This is a genomic window from Flavobacterium tegetincola DSM 22377 (assembly GCF_000425485.1).
GTDB classification, from domain to species: Bacteria; Bacteroidota; Bacteroidia; order Flavobacteriales; family Flavobacteriaceae; genus Flavobacterium; species Flavobacterium tegetincola.
In genome coordinates, this window is sequence record NZ_KE384385.1 from 22,429 (window position 1) to 42,108 (window position 19,680).

Below are 19,680 nucleotides of genomic sequence, written 5' to 3' on the forward strand. Positions count from 1 at the left end.
CTATAAAATCCTCCATCCTGCAGGTACTGAATTTTTAGATTTGAACACTGCCCCGAATAGTATCTTTTAAGTGGACAAACTAACTTAGAGCTACTTTTGCCATTTGAATAAATCGTATTCACTTCCACCTAACGTCCTCGATCATTTATCAGAAAATGTTGAAAATGGAGGTTTAAAAATTTGGAATTCAATTTAAAGGATTTTTATTGATAAGTATAAGTGCGAAAATTTTTGCAAAATAAACGTTAAAAAACAAAAAAAGAATTTACTTTTATGGAATATTTATCAGCACTTATAAATTCATTTTGCCAAAATTAAATTAGAGATCCAATGGAATCAAAAACAGTACTTTTAAGCTTTTTGACGGTATTTACTTCGCTTGTTACAAGTGCTAGTTTTGGTCAATCAAAAACGGAAACGAAAGAAGCAGAAACTACAACTATCTCAACCGTTGTTTCACAAGATGATCCAAATGCCATATTTACCGTGGTAGAAACAAGTCCAGAATTTCCCGGAGGCCATGAAGCTTTTACAAAATTTGTCTATGATAATTTCAAAGCATACATTAAAGTCGACATCGATACATCCGTTCTTACTTCATTTATTGTTGAAAAAGACGGAACGCTAACCGATATTAAAATAACGAGAGATCCTGGTTTTAGAATCGGGAAAGAAATTTTAAAAATTCTTAAAAAAAGTCCGAAATGGAAACCGGGACTTATTGAAGGAAATCCAGTTCGAACACTATATACACTACCCATTCGAATCAAAACTAGATAATACGATATCGCATTAAAATTAAATCCATTCTCCAAAGAGTGGATTTTTTTTTGTAATCAACTTAAAGTGTGTACAATAAATTTTTTACTTCTACGTTTGTAGAATAAGAAAAAGTTTTCTACATTTGTAGAACAAACAATTTAATATGCACTTTTATAAAGCTGTTTTTTCAATTCTAATTTGTGCTCTTTCAATTTCCAGCTGCAAGACAAATCAGAAAACGAATGCTGAAAAAACAGGACGCTGGATTTATAAAGACAGTATTTTGGACGCTGTATTACTTTCAAAAGGAAGGTTCAAGCACGGTATTGAAAGAGGAACGTGGCGCGAATACAGCACTAATAAAATAGTTTCCAAAAAAAAGTACAAAGGTATCATTTGCTATACTACAGATTTTCATTTGAATAGAAGAGTAAAAGCAAGAGGAATCTCGAAATTAGAAATTGACAGCACCACAATCCATTGGTTTTTGCACGGAGAATGGAAATTTTACAATGAAAAAGGACTGTATATAGGTTCCAAATTTTACAACAGCGGAACACCTATTGCCAATACATTAGACACAATAATTTAATAAAAACAGGAGCATGCAACTTACCTCAACCGAAGAACAATTAATGCAGTATTTATGGAGTATAAAAAAAGGTTTTATGAAGGATCTTTTAGAATGTTTTCCAGAACCAAAGCCAGCATCCACAACGGTTGCCACTTTACTCAAGCGCATGATTGACAAAAAGTTTGTCGACTACATTTTAATTGCCAACAACCGCGAATATTTCCCTTTAGTTAAAAAGGACGCCTATTTTTCGAAGCACGTGAATGGGTTGATTAAAAACTTTTTCAATGATTCTGCTTCACAATTTGCCTCGTTTTTTACCACACAAACCGATTTATCCGAATCTGAGTTGAAAGAACTGCAACAAATTATTGACGTACAACTTAAAAAGAAACAGCAATGATAGTCTATCTTATTAAATCCACTTTGTGTTTATCCGCGTTTTTACTTGTGTATTATTTCTTGTTCGAACGCGAAAACATGCCTGTCTTTAAACGGTTTTACTTATTGGGTAGTTTGATATTTTCATATCTCATTCCATTTGTTGCTTTTGAATTTCAGGCCAAAAACACGGTTGTTGCAGTAAGTCAAAATTTGCAAACGATAATTTTGCCAGCAATTGAAATCAATGCAGAAAAAAATTATTCCAATACCATTCTCCTCTCGATTTACGGAATAGTAACATTTATTTTTTTTAGTAGATTTATTTGGAACTTGTTGAACATTCAAAAAGTAAAAAGAAATGCAGAAATTACTAATTTCCAAAGTGCCAAACTAGCTTTAGTTGACGCGCCAATATTGCCTCATACTTTTGGTTCTACGATTTTTGTGAACAAGCAATCGTACTTAAATCGTAGCATTGAAGCTGAAATATTCACACATGAATTGACACATGTAAGAGAAAAGCACACTTTAGATATCATTTTTGTTGAGCTTCTAAAGACCGCTTTTTGGTTCAATCCTTTATTGATTTTGTACAAACGCGCCATTCAACTCAATCACGAATTCTTGGCGGATCAAAAGGTGGTGTCGTCATCTGAAAATGCAGCGCTTTATCAGAAGCTATTACTTAGACAAGGCAATCCACACACTACATTCTATTTAACCAGTAACTTAAATTCTTTTTTAAAAACTAAAAAACGTTTTATTATGATGACAAAAACCACTTCAACTCGTACGCAATTGTTGAAAAAAACAATTGTAGCTCCCATTTTCTTAGGACTATTTATTTTGGGAAGTTCAATTACTTTCGCACAAGAAACACCTTTAAAAGAGGAAAGAACGGAAGCGCCCATTTACCAAGCCGTAGATAAAAAACCTGATTTTCCGGGCGGTATTCAGGCATTTTACAATTTCGTAGGACTAAACTACAAGATGCCCGATGTTAAAGATTTAAAAGGAAAAGTATACATTTCATTTGTAATAGAACCCGACGGGACTTTAACGAATATAAAAATAGCTCGGGACATTGGTTATGGCACAGGCGAAGAGGCGATTCGCGTATTGAAACTTTCTCCTAAATGGGTTCCGGGTGAACAAGACGGCAAAAAAGTGCGGGTACTTTATTCCTTACCAATTAATATTCACGGTAATTAATTTAAATTCATAAATTTGAATAAAAAAGTCAATCATGGCGCTACTTAAAATATGCGGTACTAAATCTATAACGAATTATACAAAAATATTCTTTTTAGCACTTTCACTTTGCGGAACTCAAGCACTGCTTGCGCAAGAACACCCTCCTAAAATGGTGGAGCTACAAGAAGATGATAAAGTTTTTAACAGTGTTGATCTAGATGTTCCACCAACGTTTCCAGGAGGAATGACGGAGTTTTATAACTTCGTGGGAAAGAATTACAGAGTGTCGGAATCTTCAAAATTAAAAGGGAAAGTAGTTGTTGAATTCATAATTGAAAAAGACGGCAGCTTGAGTAACCTAACCATTTTAAAAGATATTGGAAGTAAATCTAGCAAAGAAGCCCTGCGGGTTTTAAAAAAGTCGCCCAAATGGATTCCGGGTGAGACTAATGGAAAAACAGTACGTTCTAAATTTACATTACCCATTTCTATTACCTCATAATCGTTAAATCATCCACTTTCAAAAGTGGATTTTTTTTGGTTAAAATTTGGAGGAAGGCAAAGAAGTTTAAATTAATAAGATAGCATACATTTTTTAAAATTGACAATCAAATCATCTAACACAAATCGAATCAGCGATTTATACCAAAGTTAGCTTTTTGGCGTTACTTTTGTAAGATCAAAATCATCAATCAAATTAATCCAATCAATCTTTATGTTAAAAAAATTCTTCCTTCTGTGTTCAGGAGCAGACCGAACGCTTTTGAGTACCTGTTCCGACGGTGAAAATACTAAATTCGCCGGTATTGGAGCTACTGTTTTCTTCACCGCTGTTATGGCTTTCATCGCAAGTTCCTACGCACTTTTTACCGTGTTTGACAGCGTTTATCCCGCCGTTTTCTTTGGACTCGTTTGGGGTTTATTGATTTTTAATCTCGACCGATTTATTGTTTCTACCATTCGGAAAAGAGATTCGTTTTGGAGTGAATTTCTACAAGCTACGCCTCGAATTATTTTGGCACTCATCATTGCCATAGTCATTTCAAAACCTTTGGAAATCAAAATTTTTGAAAAGGAAATCAACACCGTTTTGTTGAAAGAGAAAAATGCGATGGCTTTGGAAAATAAGAAAGAAGTTGCCAATTACTACAAATCGGATTTGGATAAAAACAAAACGCAAGTGGACAGTTTAAAATCTGAAATTGCCAACAAAGAAAAAGAAGTCAACACCTTATATGAAACCTACATTACCGAAGCGGAAGGCACTGCAGGAACTAAAAAATTGGGAAAAGGTCCGGTTTTTAAAGAGAAGATTGCCAAACACGATTTGGCAAAAGCCGAACTAGACTCGTTGCGGAAAACCAATTTAGCGAAAATCAGCATTGCAGAAAAAGCCTCCACCACTTTGCAAACGGATTTAGACAAAAAAGTATTAGAAACTCAACCGATTATAGATGGATTTGACGGTTTAATGGCGCGAATTAATGCATTGAATAAATTACCTTGGTTGCCTTCGTTCTTTATAATGCTTTTATTTTTAGCCACCGAAACTTCACCGATAATTGCAAAGTTATTATCTCCAAAAGGTGAATATGATTTTAAACTAGAAGATTTAGAAACGGCACTAAAAGCGACCATCAATCAAGATAAATACCAGCGGGAATTATTAGTTAAAACCAGTGCGGCAATGCACGACAAAGTATATGATGAAATTGCCAAAGACCAAGAATTGCTAAATTTACAGCGAAAAGAGGCAAAAAAATTGCTGGAATTACAAGCCTTAAATTTTGTTGAAAAACAAAAACGAACCTTTTAATTTAAAAACCCTTTGAAATTATTTTATTTTCAAAGGGTTTTTTTAAATTACATTTTACTCAAGACCTCTTTTTTCAAAGCATCGTATTCGCCTTGCAAAATCAGTCCATTGTCTAATAATTTTTTATACTTCTGCAGTTTCTCGAATAATTCGTCTTGCGAAAGTTCGCTCACTGCATTTTCAGTTGGGTTTGCTTCCACATCCGGAAATTGCTTTTCTGCACGGTAACCCGATTGCGCAACCGGAATAATTTCAGCAAAATTAATTACTTCTTCCGCCTCAATTTCTTCGATTACTTCTGCAATTTCTGCTGCTTGAACGGGTTCTGACACCTGAATCATTTCAGGTTCCACAACTGCTTCCTCAACGTGTGAGCTATTATTTTTTAAAGTTTCCAATTGCTCTTTGGCAAACGTATAAATTTTCCTTGCTTGAATTTTTGGCAGATAGTCGATGGAAGTACTAATATTAGTTTTTGTTGTAAATGAAAATTCGGAGCCTAAAATACTTTCGTTTACAGTAGTATGCGAAATCGTATCCCAATTGTAATCCACAAAATCCATCGAAAAGCCAAGATTTTTTGGTTTGCAAATGATAATTCTTCTATCAGTTAAAACGATGCTGTCGGGAAAAACGGTTACCGGCTTTTTTTGCACGCCAATATAACCTACTTCTTCATTTTTCATTAGTAAATCTACCAATTTAGAAGTGATTTTTTCAATCGCTTTTGGATCTTGCTCTTCGTTTAAAAATTTTCTTATATGGTCGTTCATAGCATTAAGGTGTTAAGCGGTAATTTGGCTTCTTTGTTGCAATTGCCTTACAAAAATACTGCCTAATTTTCTAATTCAGCAATTTCAAGTTGCATTTTCTTTGTTAAGCTTTTCAAAATTAAATGGTAGGAATCGGTGATAAAATTACAAATCATTTTATCAGAAACATCGCCTTCAAAAGTAACGGTGTTCCAATGGATTTTACTCATATGATAACCTGGCTTGATACTTTCAAATTCCGCCCGAAGTTCTAGAGCGCGATCGGGATCACATTTTAAATTGATGGAAGGCGTTCCCCTTTCCCAACCTTCTAATGAGGTTAAGGCAAACATTTTTCCACCGACTTTAAACACCAAAGTATCTTCGTCAAAAGGAAAATGCTCCGTTACACCATTTTTTGAAAGGCAAAATTCATATAATTGTTGGATATTCATCTTAAATTTTTATTTCAAATAACGCAAAACTTCCGGCCTTATAATGTTCAGGTAAACTTTCATTCCACTCAATTTCGCTAATTCCTTTATAACTAAATCCGCATTTGATGTAATATTGATTCAATCGATTGTTTCCGCTTGTGGTGTCCAAACGTACATATTTTAAATTTTTTGCTTTGGCAAAGTCAATCGTCCAATCTACAATTTTTTGCACATAATTTCTGCCTCTGAAATCAGGATGTGTAGCAATCCTATGAATGTAAACTGAAGGTTCTAAGTCGGCTTCTTTCCAGATTGCAGCGTCGTTAAAAGTGATTACAAATGTGGCAGAAATTATACCTTCATCTCTAATACTAAAATGCCGTTCTTCTGCAATTTCATTTTCAACCATTGAAACCTCAAATCCTTTCCAATTGTTGGTTCCCACTTTTTGCTGATAAGCGGTTGCAAAATTATACAATTCAAAAACTGCAGGAATAGTTGCAATTTCAGTTTTAACTATTTCCATGATTAATTTTCAATTTTATACAAAACAGGTTTACTTGGTGAAGCATCGTTCACAAAGGAAGCAATTTGTAAGTTCAATAGATAGCTTCCATCAGCAATATAATTTTTCACGAAAATCAATTCGGTAATCGTGCAATCCATTCGTGCATCTGGATTTAAATTCTTGATATCTTTGACATTCCAAAAGGCTTTATGCGAAACTAATTTTCCCTCATCGTGTTCTTTATCCACACTTGGTAAGTCAATCAGTAAATGCTTAATACCCAATTCTCGAAGAAAAATGGCAGCTTCTTCCGATAAATAAGGCGGATTAGTATTGGAATAATTCAAATGTTTTTTAGTTTCACTATTTGGAAAAGTTCGAATGACGATTGCCTCGGGAGATTTATTTTGCAAAGCCACTTCAACTTGAAGTCTTGAAATAACTAAATCTTCTCCAACAGATTCTGGTGTTATTGAAATCAATTCCGCGGTAAAGAAAAACGTTGTCAACGCTTCATTTACATTGTAAAAATCAGTTGTAATATGTCCCAAACATTCCGTGTGCGTTCCATGAGCATGCGGATTGAAGAAAATATTATTAAAATTGGTTGACGATGTTCCTTCCGAAACTTTACCGATCCAGTCGCCCACTTTTACAGGTTCAATTTCTGGAATTTCCTGATACCACGCAATTGGATTTTCGGTAGTATTGGATAATGGCAATGAAATATCGATGGGTCTTGAGAAATCGACTTGAAATGATTGGTGGTTGTGTTGGATTGTTGCTTTCATAATTTTCTTTAACCGCGAAGGTCGCAAAGTTTTACACGAAGGACACAATGGTTAATTAATAAGTTATCAGTTTAAAATTTTTATTTAACCGCAAGGGTCAATTAATATATTTTTAATTTGAAATTGATATTTAACCGCAAGGGTCGCAATGTTTTTTGATTTAATGTGTTTTTTGATTATTTCGCAAAGGTCGCAAGGCTGGATAAATAAAAAATTCGAAAGTACTGTTTTTTATAAATTATTAGCAACACGTCGAATTCCGTTTTTAATTAAAATTACATTGAAATTAATCAGCATACCTAATTTACATTCAGTCAATTTTAAGTAAGTCAAAAGTTGCGCAAAGTGAATATCGTTTAAAGCCTCAACTGATTTAATTTCTAGAATCAATTTATCTTCAATAATAATATCAATCCGATAACCTATTTCCAATTTGACATCTTCATAAATCAATGGCAAAGATTTTTGTTTTTGTACGGATAAATTTCTCTTCTTCAACTCGTAAAACAAACATTCTTCATACGCCCTTTCTAGAAGCCCAGGTCCTAATGCTTGATGCACTTTCAAAGCACAATCAAAAACAATTTTTGACAACTCATTTTCTGTCATAACAAATTTATTTGGCGATTAAATTAAAACTAAATTTCAAGCTCTCACAACTAACCTTCCGTAATTTAAAAATGAACTTCTTCACATTAACTTTGCTTTGCGAACTTTGCGTAAAGCTTTGTAAACCTTGCGGTTAAGATTCTTCAAATTAAATACTCAATTTCCTTACAAACTTTGCGTAAAGCTTTGCGAACCTTGCGGTTAAGATTCTTCAAATTAAATACTCATTTTCCTTGCGAACTTTGCGTAAAACTTTGTGAACCTTGCGGTTAAGATTCTTCAAATTAAATACTCATTTTCCTTGCGAACTTTGCGTAAAGCTTTGAGAACCTTGCGGTTAAGATTCTTCAAATTAAATACTCATTTTCCTTGCGAACTTTGCGTAAAACTTTGTGAACCTTGCGGTTAAGATTCTTCAAATTAAATACTCGTTTTCCTTGCGAGCTTTGCGTAAAACTTTGCGAACCTTGCGGTTAAAACCTTAACCTTTTTATTTAAACTACTCCAAATTTACTAAAAACAAATCACTTGCAATTCCATCCACCAAAAACTTCCCTTTTGAAGTTGCTGTCAATATTCCGTCTTTCACAGAAAGTAATTGATCAACGAGAAATTTATCCGCTTGCCTTAGCAAGTAATTTAAATATTCAAGTCCAAATTCATTTTCAATGCGATCCAAAGAAACACCCCAAATTGTTCTCAAACCAGTCATTATATATTCATTATATCGGTCTTGAATACTTAAAATTTCGACTTCAGAAGGCAATTTATCTTCCGAAATGTTTTTTAAATACAAGCTGTTATTCGCAATATTCCAACTGCGTGATTTCCCATCAAAACTGTGAGCCGAAGGTCCAATTCCCAAATATTTTTTGCCCAACCAATAACTCGAATTATTTTGAGAGAAATAATTTAGTTTTCCAAAGTTGGATAATTCATAGTGAACAAATCCTTTGTTGGTAAGTGTTTGTACTAAAATAGTAAAGTGCTCTTGTGCCACTTCGTCTTTAGGTTCGGCAATTTTTCCAGTCTGAATTAATTTGTGCAACGCCGTTTTGGGTTCCACTGTTAATGCATAACTTGAAATATGCGGAATGCCAAAACTCAAAGCAGTTTTAATGTTTTGTATCCACATTTCATTGGTTAAACCTGGAATTCCATAGATCAAGTCCACTGAAATATTATCAAAATATTGTGTCGCAATTTCTAATGAATTTCGAGCTTCTGCGGAATTATGAGCTCGATTCATCATTTTCAAATCCGCTTCAAAAAACGACTGAATTCCAATGGAAAGTCGATTGATTGGTGTTTTAGAAAGTGCTATAATCCGTTCTTCCGACAAATCATCCGGGTTGGCTTCTAAAGTAATTTCAGGATTTTGGATTACTTCAAAGTTCTTGTAAACTTCATCAATTAAAAATTCAATTTCCATATTTGTCAAAACAGATGGCGTTCCTCCTCCAAAGTAAATTGTTTCAACTTTTTCAGAAATCTCATGCTTTCGCAGTTGAATTTCTTTGGCTAAAGCCAAAACCATGTCGTCTTTTTTCTTCATGGAAGTCGAAAAATGAAAGTCGCAATAGTGACATGCTTGTTTGCAAAAAGGGATGTGGATGTAGATGCCGGCCATATTTTTAAGTATTCTATCGCAGTCGCAGTTTTCAATTTTTACACTGAAAACCGGGACTGAAAATTATTTTTTTACACGAGAATCATTGTCTTTCACAAAAGCATCCCAGCCTGAATAACTCTTGGTTCCCACTACTTTCCCACTATTAAAAAAATGACAAACTGCCGCGGCTAAACCGTCTGTTGAATCAAGATTTTTGGGCAACGTTTTTAATCCTAGAAGTTGTTGCAGCATTTTGGCCACTTGTTCCTTTGAGGCATTTCCGTTTCCCGTGATTGCCATTTTTATTTTCTTGGGTTCGTATTCTGTAATTGGAATTTGACGTGAAAGTCCAGCAGCCATTGCCACACCTTGAGCTCGTCCCAACTTCAACATGGATTGCACGTTTTTACCAAAAAAAGGTGCTTCAATCGCAATTTCATCGGGATGATGAGTGTCAATCAATTCAATCGTTCGTTCAAATATGACTTTCAATTTCATGTAATGATCGTCGTATTTGTTCAGAATCAATTCGTTCAATTGGAGAAATTCCATCTTTTTATTGACGATTTTTATGAGTCCGAAACCCATGATGGTCGTTCCTGGATCAATGCCTAATATAATTCTTTCTGTTGTCATTTTTTTCTACTGAACAATTTTCAAAACCTTACAGGCTTATTTTCTTTAGTAACTATACCTACAAGGTTTTAAAAACCTTGCAGGAATCTAATCGGTTTGCAGTACTTTTGCGGCAATGATTTCAATTCCTTACAAAGCTAAACAATTCCTCGTGTTTCTTGCTAAACTTTTGATTGTTGGTGGTGCTTTATATTTTATTTACAGCCAACTCGTACACAACGAAAAATTGGATTGGCATCAGTTTTTGGAATTATTGGAACATAAAAAATCTTTTATCGGCATCGTATTTATTCTATTCTTAAGTTTTTTAAATCGATTTTTAGAGATTTTGAAGTGGCAAAATTTGGCTCAAATACTTCATCCTCTTTCTTTATCAAAAGCAACAGAACAAGTTTTAGCAGCATTAACCGCTGGACTTTTTACGCCAAATGGCATTGGTGAATATGCTGGAAAAGCACTTTATTTTCCTAAAAAAAATACTGGAGAAGTTATATTTTTGAATTTGATTTGTAACGGAATTCAGATGATTTTGAGCGTCCTTTTTGGAATTGTAGGTTTATTGATTTTAGGCTATTGGCTGGAAGTGGGAATTTTAATTGCAGTTGTTCTCACAGTAAGCGTTATTTTATTTTTGCTAAAAAAAATTACGATTAAAGGTTATTCGTTATCGCAATTTTTCAATAAAATCAATGCTATACCAAAGAAGCTGCATCGAAAAAATATCTATTTGGCTATTATGAGGTATTTGACTTTTTCACATCAATATTATTTTTTGTTTTTAGCTTTTGATGTAAGTTTGCCTTACGTCACTTTGATGGGAACGATCGCGGCGGTTTATTTCATTGCCTCATCATTACCCACTTTTCAATTTTTTGATTTTGCCGTTAAAGGTGGCGTTGCTGTTTACTTCTTCGGACTTTTAGGAATTAACGAATGGATTGTAGTTTTCATCAGTATGCTAATGTGGTTTTTGAATATCGTTCTGCCTGTTATGATTGGAAGTGTTTACGTTTTTCGATTCAAACCTCAACTACTGAAATCCGAATCGCTTTAAAATAAAATGCCATGATTGTTAGTCTTATTTTATTTTTCGTCATAATCATTTATGGATTTTTCATCCTTAGACTTTCTTTTGGAATAAAAAAAGTGCCTTATTTCAGTAGTCAATACCAAAGTCCAACCACTACATTTACGATTATTATTCCTTTTCGAAATGAAGCTAAATTACTTCCTGAATTGTTGTCAACCATTTCTCAATTGAATTATCCCAAAGATTTGTTTGAAGTAATTTTAGTTGATGATGCTTCTGACGATGGGTTCAAAATCGATACTTATAATTTTGACGTTTGCGTTTTACAAAACATCCGAAAATCGAGTTCTCCTAAGAAAGATGCGATTGAAACCGCTGTTCAGCAATCCAAACATTCATGGATTATAACGACAGACGCGGATTGTTTGGTTCCTGAAAACTGGCTCAAAACATTGGATGCTTTTATAAGAGAACATGATTATGAAATGGTTGCCGGTGCCGTTAGTTACCTCACTACTGCTCATTTTTTGCAGCATTTTCAACTATTAGAATTGATGAGTTTGCAAGGAGCGACGATTGGTAGTTTTGGAATAAAAAAACCATTTATGTGTAATGGAGCCAATTTCGCTTATAGTAAAAATCTATTTCAGACTTTGAATGGCTTTGCCGATTCCAATCATATTGCCAGTGGCGACGATGTTTTTTTATTGCAAAAAGCATTAAATTCAAGTCAATTTGGAAGTTCTAAAATTGGTTATTTAAAAAGTCACGATTTCTTAGTTTTGACCTATCCTTGTTTCACATTCAAAGAATTAATCCAGCAACGGATTCGATGGGCTTCAAAGGCGACGGCTTACAAAAGTGCTTTCGCAAAAATTTTAGCGCTATCTGTTTTCTTGGGAAATCTTTCGATTGTTGTAGGATTGGTATTTTGCCTTTTTGGCATAATTCCGTTTTGGGATTGGTATTTATTATTTGGATTAAAAATACTGGTCGATTTTATTTTGCAATTCCAAACGGGGAAATTTATTCAACCGCGACAAATACGATTCTATTTATTAAGCACTTTTCTTTATCCGTTTTTTAGCGTTGGAGTTGCTTTACGTTCTTTTGGTGGGAACTATCAATGGAAAGATAGGAAGCACTAGAATATGCAAGTGCAAAATTTACGTCTACTCAAAAAAAAACTCATCTAATAAATCCCTATTAAAACAAAAAAATCGCCCGTTAAGGCGATTTCTATAGTTTTATAAAGAGTTAATTAATTGTTTTCTTGTTAACTGTTGTTCCATCTACAGATGTAATTTTCACAATTAAAACTTGATTGGTTTGTCCGACATTAATTGATACTTCGCTAGAATTAATTTTCTTAGTCGCAATTAATAATCTTCCGCTGGTATCATAAATTTCAACATGATCTATGAGCACTACTCCTGAATTAATAATTAAATTATTTTGTTCATTGTAAAGCACAATACTGTTTGAATTAAAACTAGGATTATCTACTGATAATACATCTAAATACACCACTTCAAAACGTGCATTAAAACTTCCCACCTGCGTTGCAAACGTATACGCTCCTGTTTTCAAATTATGGAGAATCCCAGTCATATTATCTCGTAAGAAAACATCCTGATTTCCTGCAAATAGTCCGTCTAGATGATCTATTGCGATGGTATAGCTTCCTGCAGTTATCGTTTTGAAATTTAACGGAACAATATCTGAAACTACAAAAGGAGCACGTCCTTGAATAATATATTCAGAATTGTCCAACCAAGAAGTAAGTGCAGTTGTACCATCGTTAAGGTATATTCCATCAGTGCGATCAACGCCATTTAGCGCTTGAGACATGTAGGCTATAAGGGTTTGACCAAATTCTCCAGCTGGATTAGTAACATTTAACCAGATTCGACTTCTTTCTTCAGTATTTGAAGTCCTGAAAAACTGATCATCGTTATTCGAAGCAGTTCTCATTGTATTATTGAATACAACATCTCCTGGATTGCTGGTAGCATTTTTCTGCACTAGAAATCCTTGTCCCACTTGAATTAGTCCATTTGGAGTTTCGCTAGTAAAAGTTTGATCTTCAATTGCGCTAATGCTAACGCCTGCACCACCTGCAAGCGTATAAGTGGCATAATAGGCACTAGTACCTTCAGTTCCCATAGGCACTGCGTTTCTACGTCGCCAGAAATAGAGTGTTCCTCCAATTTCAGCAGCATTATCGTTCAAAAATTCATCAGCATCAATCATAGAAGCATAAGGATTTGCGGTCAAATTGAATCCGCTACTTACAGTTGATAAAGGCATCCTAACAGGACCATTTGTAGGAACACCTGTAAATATCCCTTTCCACGATACTGGTAGAACTGAGGTACCGTATGCGATATGATTATCCGCCATTCTGATCAAGTAACCGTTACCTGGAGTAAAAGTATTTGTTTCGGGGGCAATAACATTAAATAGATTTGTATTTGAATTGTACGTATAAAAGCGGTTTGAAAATGTTAGTGGAGAAAACTCCTTTAACGTCTGGTCTCCTGATACAGGTGATCCCCACATCGTATAATCTAACCTAAATAGCTTAGCACTTTCTCGTTCAACTGTAATAGTTCCAAAATTATCAACATCCGTATTTTGAATCAAATTTGTATCGCTTTCTAAATTGAAAGTTGCATTATCTACAATCAATGCACCATTAATGATAACATCATAACCTGCCGGAATAGTAACTACAGCACCATTTATCACTGTTATACTACAACCTGTAATCGTTGCTGCCAAGTTGTAATCACCAGAAATAATTATCGCAGTGCTGCTGTCTGGTATACCATTGCTCCAGATGGTTCCATTCCAGGTGGTAGTTTTTGTATCAATTGTAATTGCCGGAGTAAAAACATCGGGACATGAACCGTTATCGATTGCTGCTCTATAATACGTAACTCCTGTAATTTGACCTGCCTCAGCACCGCTCAAAGTAGCAGTTGTGTTGGCAATACTAATAGGATTTAGAAACAATGGTTCTTCAGAACGTTGCCAGTACTTTACACCCGCTGCATTTCCTGAAACAATGATATCGTTTGGTTCAGTAGAAAAACAAACCGTTTGATTTCCAGAAAGAGTACCTGCGGCAACAGCTGCATTAGTAGTTACAGAAATTGTTTTTGTTGCTTTTCTTCCATTTGCATCAATTACGGTCACGGAGTAATCCTTGGTTCCAATATATTCTGCCGGACCTGCAGTAGAATTAGTTCCTAATCCATCTGACCATTCGTAAGTTAGCGGTAAATCTCCACCTGCTACAGCAGCAGTTAAGGTAACTATCTCATTTTGACAAACATTTCCTCCACCTGTAATTTCTACTGAAAACTCTCCTCCTTTAATTCCTGTGAAAGCAGATATTTCTTCCGTTAGAATTGCTCCAGTGGCAGTCAAAGTCAATCCGCTCAACGGAGAAAAGCGTACCCATGGATTGGTTTCTACATTAAAAGTTCCTGTAAGCTGTGCTGCAATCATTGTTTCTGCAGGAGTTAAAAGTTCAGGCGTTACATAGTTTGCTGCAATTGTCGCTACAGCACCAGAGATTCCTGTTTGTTTTACATTCCAATAACGACTGATGTAATTTTGCCCACTATTATTGTTTGGATGGATAGCATCCACGACCGATACCGAAACAAAACCATTCGAAAAACTTCCAGCAGTTACGTTTACTGATATTGGACTGTAGGCTGGATTACTTGTTACCTCGCCAACTGGGAAAAAATAAAATCCTGTCGACGAAAATGATCTTTTCAAAAAACCACTGCCGTCGGCCACAATCATCGTGTTTACGTCAAATGTTCCGACGACTGCATTGGCTCCAAGTGTTAAATTATTTGAACCTAGAATAACTCTACCTTTAGTTAAAGTTAAAGTTCCGTTTACTGCAACCGCTTTTTCTAATAAAACGGTTCCTGATGCTTTATTGACAACTAAATTATTAAAATCGATAATTGCAGATCCTTCCAGTTTTTGGTTCACCACACCTATCAAATTAATTGTTTTATCAGTAAAATCAACCGGTGCATTTAAAGTAAGATCTCCTCTTATATTAACGCTTGTTGGAAATGTTGCATTAGCACCCGAAATAATTAGATTGTAGTACGATTCAAAAGATGTTCCATTCGCATAAATTACCGTCTGTCCATTACCTGAATATTCGATAGTATTAGGATTTAATCCAGCAAGCAGAATTCCATTATTAGTGAAAGCTCCGCTTATGGTAGTTTTACTACCTTCTAATGTACGTAGTGAAGCGCCATTAGCAATTTCTATATTATTAAATGTTGTGCTACCGCTTATAGATGCATCAAGCGTTTTAAAAATCACTTTACCTGTACCAGTTGGTGCATTAAAAATACCACCATTATTAATCCACGCGCCGGAAGTTCCAAAAACTTCCAACACATCGTTTGGTGTAGAATTCACAACTGCACCTGATTCTATTTCAATTGATAAAACTTGCGTATTAGGATTTAATGTTGGTTGAGGAAATGTATTAGATAGATTCGGAATAATTACTTTAGTACCTGATGAAGGTATCGCAGTTGTTGTTCCGTTATTTGCAGTCCAGTTTCCGACGGTCGTCCAAGAATTACTTAATGAGCCATTCCATGTTAGTACTTCCGCTTCTGTTTCATCTAAAGTTAAGAACACTTTGCCAAATGTATTTTCAAAATATAAACCCAAATTTGCATTTGTAATTTCTACCCAATTTTCAGTTGTACTGATATTAGATCGACCTTGCTCGAAGTAATTACCGCTGGTTGTAAATTGTCCCCAATTCACTAATTTCGATTCAGTATTACCGTTGAGTTCACTATCCAAATAATGTTCACGAATAATTGCCTTTGTATTTGCAGCACCAGATTGTATAATATCATAATATCTTTTTATAGCTCCGGTACGCCAATTATTTTGACCAATCGTTACTTTTACCTTCATCCAATCAGGGAGTGTTCCTACGTTAGTAAACAAGATAGTTGAATTTCTATGACCAAAAGTATACTGAACGTTAGGCAAAATTGTACTTCTACTTATAATTCCACTTACATCACCTGTGCCTGTATTTGTACCTAATGGCCCCATAATTAACTCTGATGGATTTGCCATCGATAAACCACCAACCGTTGCACTTGGATTTGCTGAAGGTAAATTTAAAACTCCATTAACCGTTAAATTCGTACTTGCTGTTGTACCACCGGTCGAGGACAAAGTAAGATTAGTATATGTTCCCGCAACTAAAGTCTGAGGGGCAGAAGATGCATTCAAATTTAATTTCCCTGTACCGCTCCAAGTTTTACCCGCTGGAAATGGCGTTGTACCCGCGTTCTGTGTTAAAACAGTTCCATTTATGGTGATGGTCGAAAGATTTCCTGTCAATTGATTTGTTCCGAAGTCAAGCGTCTGATCCAGAGCCACACTCAACAAGCCATTAATTGTTACTGCGTTCGCAATGGTTACCATGTTATTTGCACCGGCAGAAAAGGGAATCAAGAAATTATTTAATAAATTAGTTGTTCCAATTGTAGTTTGATCAAAACTCAACGTTTTATTTCCTGATCCGATTATCGAAATATTAGAAGATGCACTTCCTTCAATCCCACCAGAAATTGTATTGATGATTGGGCCACCCACTGTTAAAGTACTGGCCTTTATAGAAAGTTTTCCTGCAGTAAATTTTAAATCTCCATTCACCGTTAAATCTCCTGAGAGGCTTGTAGCGCCATGTACCGAGAAATTTTCGGCAATTCCTTCGAAAGTTGGAAAAACACTAGTTGGATTAGCCGATAGAACAATATCATCGATTGCAAATTGGTCGTAAGCACTACCGGCTATGACTTCGGCACCGCTCCATTTTAAATAATAGAATCCATTTGAAGGAATATTAAGTCCGGTAATAGTAACCACTCGGTAACTTGCTTTCCATGAGGGAGACACATCTGCGGTTGTAGGAGAAACAACATCTAATTCTGAAATTCCTGTATAGTTTGTATTATCCGCAGAATGACTAAAATTAAAACTATTAGAAGCCGGTTCATCATTATAGACATACACTTTATAGCCCAGACTGATTGACGTTATGGCTGATGAAGTTTGGTTTTGGAAGCGCAACGTTATAGTTCCAGGAGTAAAATCCTCTGTTCCCGGTTGAATTCCGAGTGCTACGTTATTAGGTGATGTTTGAAAAGCATAAATTCCACTTTCAGAAATTCCGCCCGTTGCTATTCCTTTTCCAAAATCTGGATTGGTATTGGTTCCACCAAAAGTAATTGTACCATCTTCAAAACCATCAACAGCCCATGAATTAGAGTTCAATTGACCAGATGTCGGCGATGTTGTAAAACCACTTCCTACATATGCACCATTAGTAACACCACTCACTGTGTTGTCAAAAGTAATTGTATTTAGTAAATTGGTATTTACAATTTGCCAACCTAAAGCAGCATTCAAAGTCAATCGATTTCCATTTAAGGGTGCAGTTGTTAAATAATTTGCCGTCGATCCAGCTCCGTTATACTCATATATAGCAACATAATAAGTAGTAGTGCTAGATAACCCGGTAACTGTAACTGTATTTCCATTTCCCGCATAAACTACATAGTTGCCTGTTCCTATTTGAGACCCTGAACCAAAAACAGTACTGGGATTGTATGTGGTTGCATCTAATGGAGCCGAATTGACAGCGGTTCCTTCACGGACTACAAGGATGCTATTTGCACCTGTACCACTTCCTTTCGTCCAATCGATTTTGAAACTATTTGCAGTAATATCTGTAAAATTTAATGCAGATGATTGCGCTATTGGTTCTGCAGCTAACGTCGCTACTACCGAAAACTCATCTGCACCAATATCTGGTGTTGCAGTACGAGCTTGACCGTCGATATCTGTAGTTATAAGTGCAAGCGAAGTTCCAGCATTATCTAATCCTGAATTTGCTGCTATAGATTGTAAATGTAAGTCTGCTATTGAGACAAAAGCAGGGTTAATGTTTTTTGAGTTCTGATCTTTTCCTGTTGCGATTTGCCACTCTGCTAAAGTCGTATAGACAACACTTCCTAGACGACCCATTAAACTTGAATAGTAATCATTATGGTCTACCGTATCAAATGTCACTCCTGTCTTTGCATAGATTGCGTATGGACCTAGCCACGTTTCTGCAGAAGCTATCTTGCTGGTATTTGTAAATATATTATTCCGAATATCAAAGGCTGTTCCGGCATTTAAATAAAGTGCCGACGAGGTTCCGCTTTGAAGAGCGTTCAGTGCCACTGTATTATGATATATACGAGTACCTAAACCATTAGCTATTAAAATACCGCTTCCGGTACTATCAAAACCGCCCGTAGAGGAGATGTCAGAAATAAAATTGTTAGCAAGCAGTGTTCCTGTTGACCCAGAACTTACGTCAAGATGGATTCCGTACATCGGTCCATTGGCAGTATTTTTGACATTAGAAATCTTATTTTCTGAAATTACAAGGTCCGTAGTTGTGCCCTTTATCCAAATGGCGCGGCCAATATACACGCCTATTGTTTTTATATCTTGTAAAATATTTCTCTTAATAGTACAGTTTGAGGAATTTTCAATTACAACACCTAAAGTAAGGTCGCTAGAACCAGTATTTAAAACACCTATAATGGTATTGTCCAAAATATTTACCGTATTAACGTTTATAAAGTTAATTGGGGTCGAAGGTTTCTCAGAATCCAAAGTACGCCCTAAAACATTGAAAGTAAATTGGATATCACTACTTCTAAGGCTGCTCGTTTCACTACTTTTTACAATAATTCCTTGACGTACATTGATAAATTCATTGTTACTTACAGTTAAATTTGAATTTGCAGCAGTTGCATTTGTTCCACTTATACCATTCCCGTCTCCAAGACTATTACTTCCGGAGAATACTCCTGACAGTTGCCTACTATTAGCGTTGACGGTTATCATCTGCAATTTTGTATTTAAAATACTGATATTATTAGCGCCATTAGTACCATTTGACGAAATCCAAATTGCAGTTTTTGAGACATAATTAATATTATCGTTATTAACAATTGTAAGATCACGTGTACTTCCATTTGCGGTATTGGAACCATCCACAATAATATTGTCTCCACCATCAAATTGAAAAATACTGGCAACACCGCTGTAAGTATTCAAGTTACTTCCAGTTATTGCAACTGTTTTACCTACATTTGGCTTAATGGTTAATGTATTTGTAAGACTCGTTCCGGCGAATTGATTAATCTTAAGCGGGAAGACTTCACCACTAGCGTTCGTGTAAGCGGCATCATTTAGCAAAAAAACCACGGGACCTGAAACTCCAGAAGAATTGATTCTTGCAACTGCATTTGTTAAAGTATTAAAAGGAATTGGCTGTCCATTTCCTACTACATAAGTACCCGATAAAGCTTGTGAAATCCCTAAAAATGGGACGAGAATAGCACAAATAAGTAAAAGTTTTCTCATAATAAAAATTTTAAAAAGGAAAATAAAAGTGTGTAGCTTCTATTTTAAAAGTTATAGTTTTTGAACA

The 19,680-nt window shown here is 35.3% G+C and carries 16 protein-coding genes; 8 read left to right on the top strand and 8 right to left on the bottom strand.

The genetic code is table 11. The annotated features are described in order from the left end of the window. Positions 1–330 precede the first annotated feature (330 nt). The 6 genes from H602_RS18895 (at position 331) to H602_RS0113375 (ending at position 4,730) form a co-directional block, all read left to right on the top strand. Positions 331–780, top strand: a complete 450-nt coding sequence (locus H602_RS18895; RefSeq protein WP_026978448.1) for an energy transducer TonB — start codon at positions 331–333, stop codon at positions 778–780. 145 nt (positions 781–925) lie between these two features. After that, a complete protein-coding gene (locus tag H602_RS0113355) occupies positions 926–1,354 on the top strand; it encodes a toxin-antitoxin system YwqK family antitoxin (protein WP_026978449.1) in 429 nt (142 codons plus the stop codon). 13 nt (positions 1,355–1,367) lie between these two features. Beyond that, complete coding sequence (locus H602_RS0113360; protein ID WP_026978450.1) at positions 1,368–1,739, top strand: BlaI/MecI/CopY family transcriptional regulator; 372 nt, start codon at positions 1,368–1,370, stop codon at positions 1,737–1,739. Next, complete coding sequence (locus tag H602_RS19700; RefSeq protein WP_026978451.1) at positions 1,736–2,932, top strand: M56 family metallopeptidase; 1,197 nt, start codon at positions 1,736–1,738, stop codon at positions 2,930–2,932. Before H602_RS0113360 ends, H602_RS19700 begins: the two co-directional genes overlap by 4 nt. A gap of 34 nt (positions 2,933–2,966) precedes the next feature. Then, entirely contained in the window at positions 2,967–3,416 is a 450-nt protein-coding gene (locus tag H602_RS18900; RefSeq protein ID WP_026978452.1) for an energy transducer TonB, read from the top strand. Between the two features lie 213 nt (positions 3,417–3,629). Then, the gene (locus tag H602_RS0113375; RefSeq protein WP_026978453.1) at positions 3,630–4,730 is read left to right on the top strand and encodes a DUF4407 domain-containing protein; all 1,101 of its coding nucleotides are present in this window, start codon (positions 3,630–3,632) and stop codon (positions 4,728–4,730) included. Positions 4,731–4,777: 47 nt separating this feature from the next. On the opposite strand, the gene H602_RS0113380 is transcribed toward H602_RS0113375, so the two are convergent. The 7 genes from H602_RS0113380 to ruvC form a co-directional block, all read right to left on the bottom strand. After that, on the bottom strand, positions 4,778–5,503 hold the full coding sequence (locus tag H602_RS0113380; protein ID WP_026978454.1) for a PH domain-containing protein: 726 nt from the start codon (positions 5,501–5,503) through the stop codon (positions 4,778–4,780). Positions 5,504–5,565: 62 nt separating this feature from the next. Further along, a complete protein-coding gene (locus H602_RS0113385; RefSeq protein WP_026978455.1) occupies positions 5,566–5,937 on the bottom strand; it encodes an MmcQ/YjbR family DNA-binding protein in 372 nt (123 codons plus the stop codon). A 1-nt stretch (position 5,938) separates the two neighbouring features. Beyond that, positions 5,939–6,445: a GNAT family N-acetyltransferase gene (locus H602_RS0113390; RefSeq protein ID WP_026978456.1), complete on the bottom strand. Its 507-nt coding sequence runs from the start codon at positions 6,443–6,445 to the stop codon at positions 5,939–5,941. A 2-nt stretch (positions 6,446–6,447) separates the two neighbouring features. Then, on the bottom strand, positions 6,448–7,218 hold the full coding sequence (locus tag H602_RS0113395; RefSeq protein WP_026978457.1) for a cyclase family protein: 771 nt from the start codon (positions 7,216–7,218) through the stop codon (positions 6,448–6,450). 231 nt (positions 7,219–7,449) lie between these two features. Then, positions 7,450–7,827 (bottom strand): GxxExxY protein, encoded by a 378-nt coding sequence (locus H602_RS0113400; RefSeq protein ID WP_026978458.1) that lies wholly within the window; start codon positions 7,825–7,827, stop codon positions 7,450–7,452. 499 nt (positions 7,828–8,326) lie between these two features. Further along, positions 8,327–9,457, bottom strand: a complete 1,131-nt coding sequence (gene hemW / locus H602_RS0113405; protein ID WP_026978459.1) for a radical SAM family heme chaperone HemW — start codon at positions 9,455–9,457, stop codon at positions 8,327–8,329. A 63-nt stretch (positions 9,458–9,520) separates the two neighbouring features. Next, complete coding sequence (ruvC, locus tag H602_RS0113410; protein ID WP_026978460.1) at positions 9,521–10,075, bottom strand: crossover junction endodeoxyribonuclease RuvC; 555 nt, start codon at positions 10,073–10,075, stop codon at positions 9,521–9,523. A gap of 115 nt (positions 10,076–10,190) precedes the next feature. On the opposite strand from ruvC, the gene H602_RS0113415 reads away from it, so the two are divergent. Both H602_RS0113415 and H602_RS0113420 read left to right on the top strand, forming a co-directional pair. Beyond that, positions 10,191–11,129 (top strand): lysylphosphatidylglycerol synthase transmembrane domain-containing protein, encoded by a 939-nt coding sequence (locus tag H602_RS0113415; protein ID WP_026978461.1) that lies wholly within the window; start codon positions 10,191–10,193, stop codon positions 11,127–11,129. An 11-nt stretch (positions 11,130–11,140) separates the two neighbouring features. After that, the gene (locus tag H602_RS0113420; protein WP_035759650.1) at positions 11,141–12,253 is read left to right on the top strand and encodes a glycosyltransferase family 2 protein; all 1,113 of its coding nucleotides are present in this window, start codon (positions 11,141–11,143) and stop codon (positions 12,251–12,253) included. Between the two features lie 109 nt (positions 12,254–12,362). Here the strand turns inward: H602_RS0113420 and H602_RS0113425 are convergent, their stop codons facing one another. Continuing rightward, on the bottom strand, positions 12,363–19,613 hold the full coding sequence (locus H602_RS0113425; protein WP_026978463.1) for a T9SS sorting signal type C domain-containing protein: 7,251 nt from the start codon (positions 19,611–19,613) through the stop codon (positions 12,363–12,365). Positions 19,614–19,680: the final 67 nt, after the last annotated feature.

Coding starts and splice junctions, on each gene's coding strand:
- H602_RS0113425 (WP_026978463.1), bottom strand. CDS start 19,613: ATGAGAAAACTTTTACTTATTTGTGCTATTCTCGTCCCATTTTTAGGG.
- H602_RS0113355 (WP_026978449.1), top strand. CDS start 926: ATGCACTTTTATAAAGCTGTTTTTTCAATTCTAATTTGTGCTCTTTCA.
- hemW (WP_026978459.1), bottom strand. CDS start 9,457: ATGGCCGGCATCTACATCCACATCCCTTTTTGCAAACAAGCATGTCAC.
- H602_RS18895 (WP_026978448.1), top strand. CDS start 331: ATGGAATCAAAAACAGTACTTTTAAGCTTTTTGACGGTATTTACTTCG.
- H602_RS0113380 (WP_026978454.1), bottom strand. CDS start 5,503: ATGAACGACCATATAAGAAAATTTTTAAACGAAGAGCAAGATCCAAAA.
- H602_RS19700 (WP_026978451.1), top strand. CDS start 1,736: ATGATAGTCTATCTTATTAAATCCACTTTGTGTTTATCCGCGTTTTTA.
- H602_RS0113415 (WP_026978461.1), top strand. CDS start 10,191: ATGATTTCAATTCCTTACAAAGCTAAACAATTCCTCGTGTTTCTTGCT.
- ruvC (WP_026978460.1), bottom strand. CDS start 10,075: ATGACAACAGAAAGAATTATATTAGGCATTGATCCAGGAACGACCATC.
- H602_RS0113375 (WP_026978453.1), top strand. CDS start 3,630: ATGTTAAAAAAATTCTTCCTTCTGTGTTCAGGAGCAGACCGAACGCTT.
- H602_RS0113420 (WP_035759650.1), top strand. CDS start 11,141: ATGATTGTTAGTCTTATTTTATTTTTCGTCATAATCATTTATGGATTT.
- H602_RS0113400 (WP_026978458.1), bottom strand. CDS start 7,827: ATGACAGAAAATGAGTTGTCAAAAATTGTTTTTGATTGTGCTTTGAAA.
- H602_RS0113385 (WP_026978455.1), bottom strand. CDS start 5,937: ATGAATATCCAACAATTATATGAATTTTGCCTTTCAAAAAATGGTGTA.
- H602_RS18900 (WP_026978452.1), top strand. CDS start 2,967: ATGGCGCTACTTAAAATATGCGGTACTAAATCTATAACGAATTATACA.
- H602_RS0113360 (WP_026978450.1), top strand. CDS start 1,368: ATGCAACTTACCTCAACCGAAGAACAATTAATGCAGTATTTATGGAGT.
- H602_RS0113395 (WP_026978457.1), bottom strand. CDS start 7,218: ATGAAAGCAACAATCCAACACAACCACCAATCATTTCAAGTCGATTTC.
- H602_RS0113390 (WP_026978456.1), bottom strand. CDS start 6,445: ATGGAAATAGTTAAAACTGAAATTGCAACTATTCCTGCAGTTTTTGAA.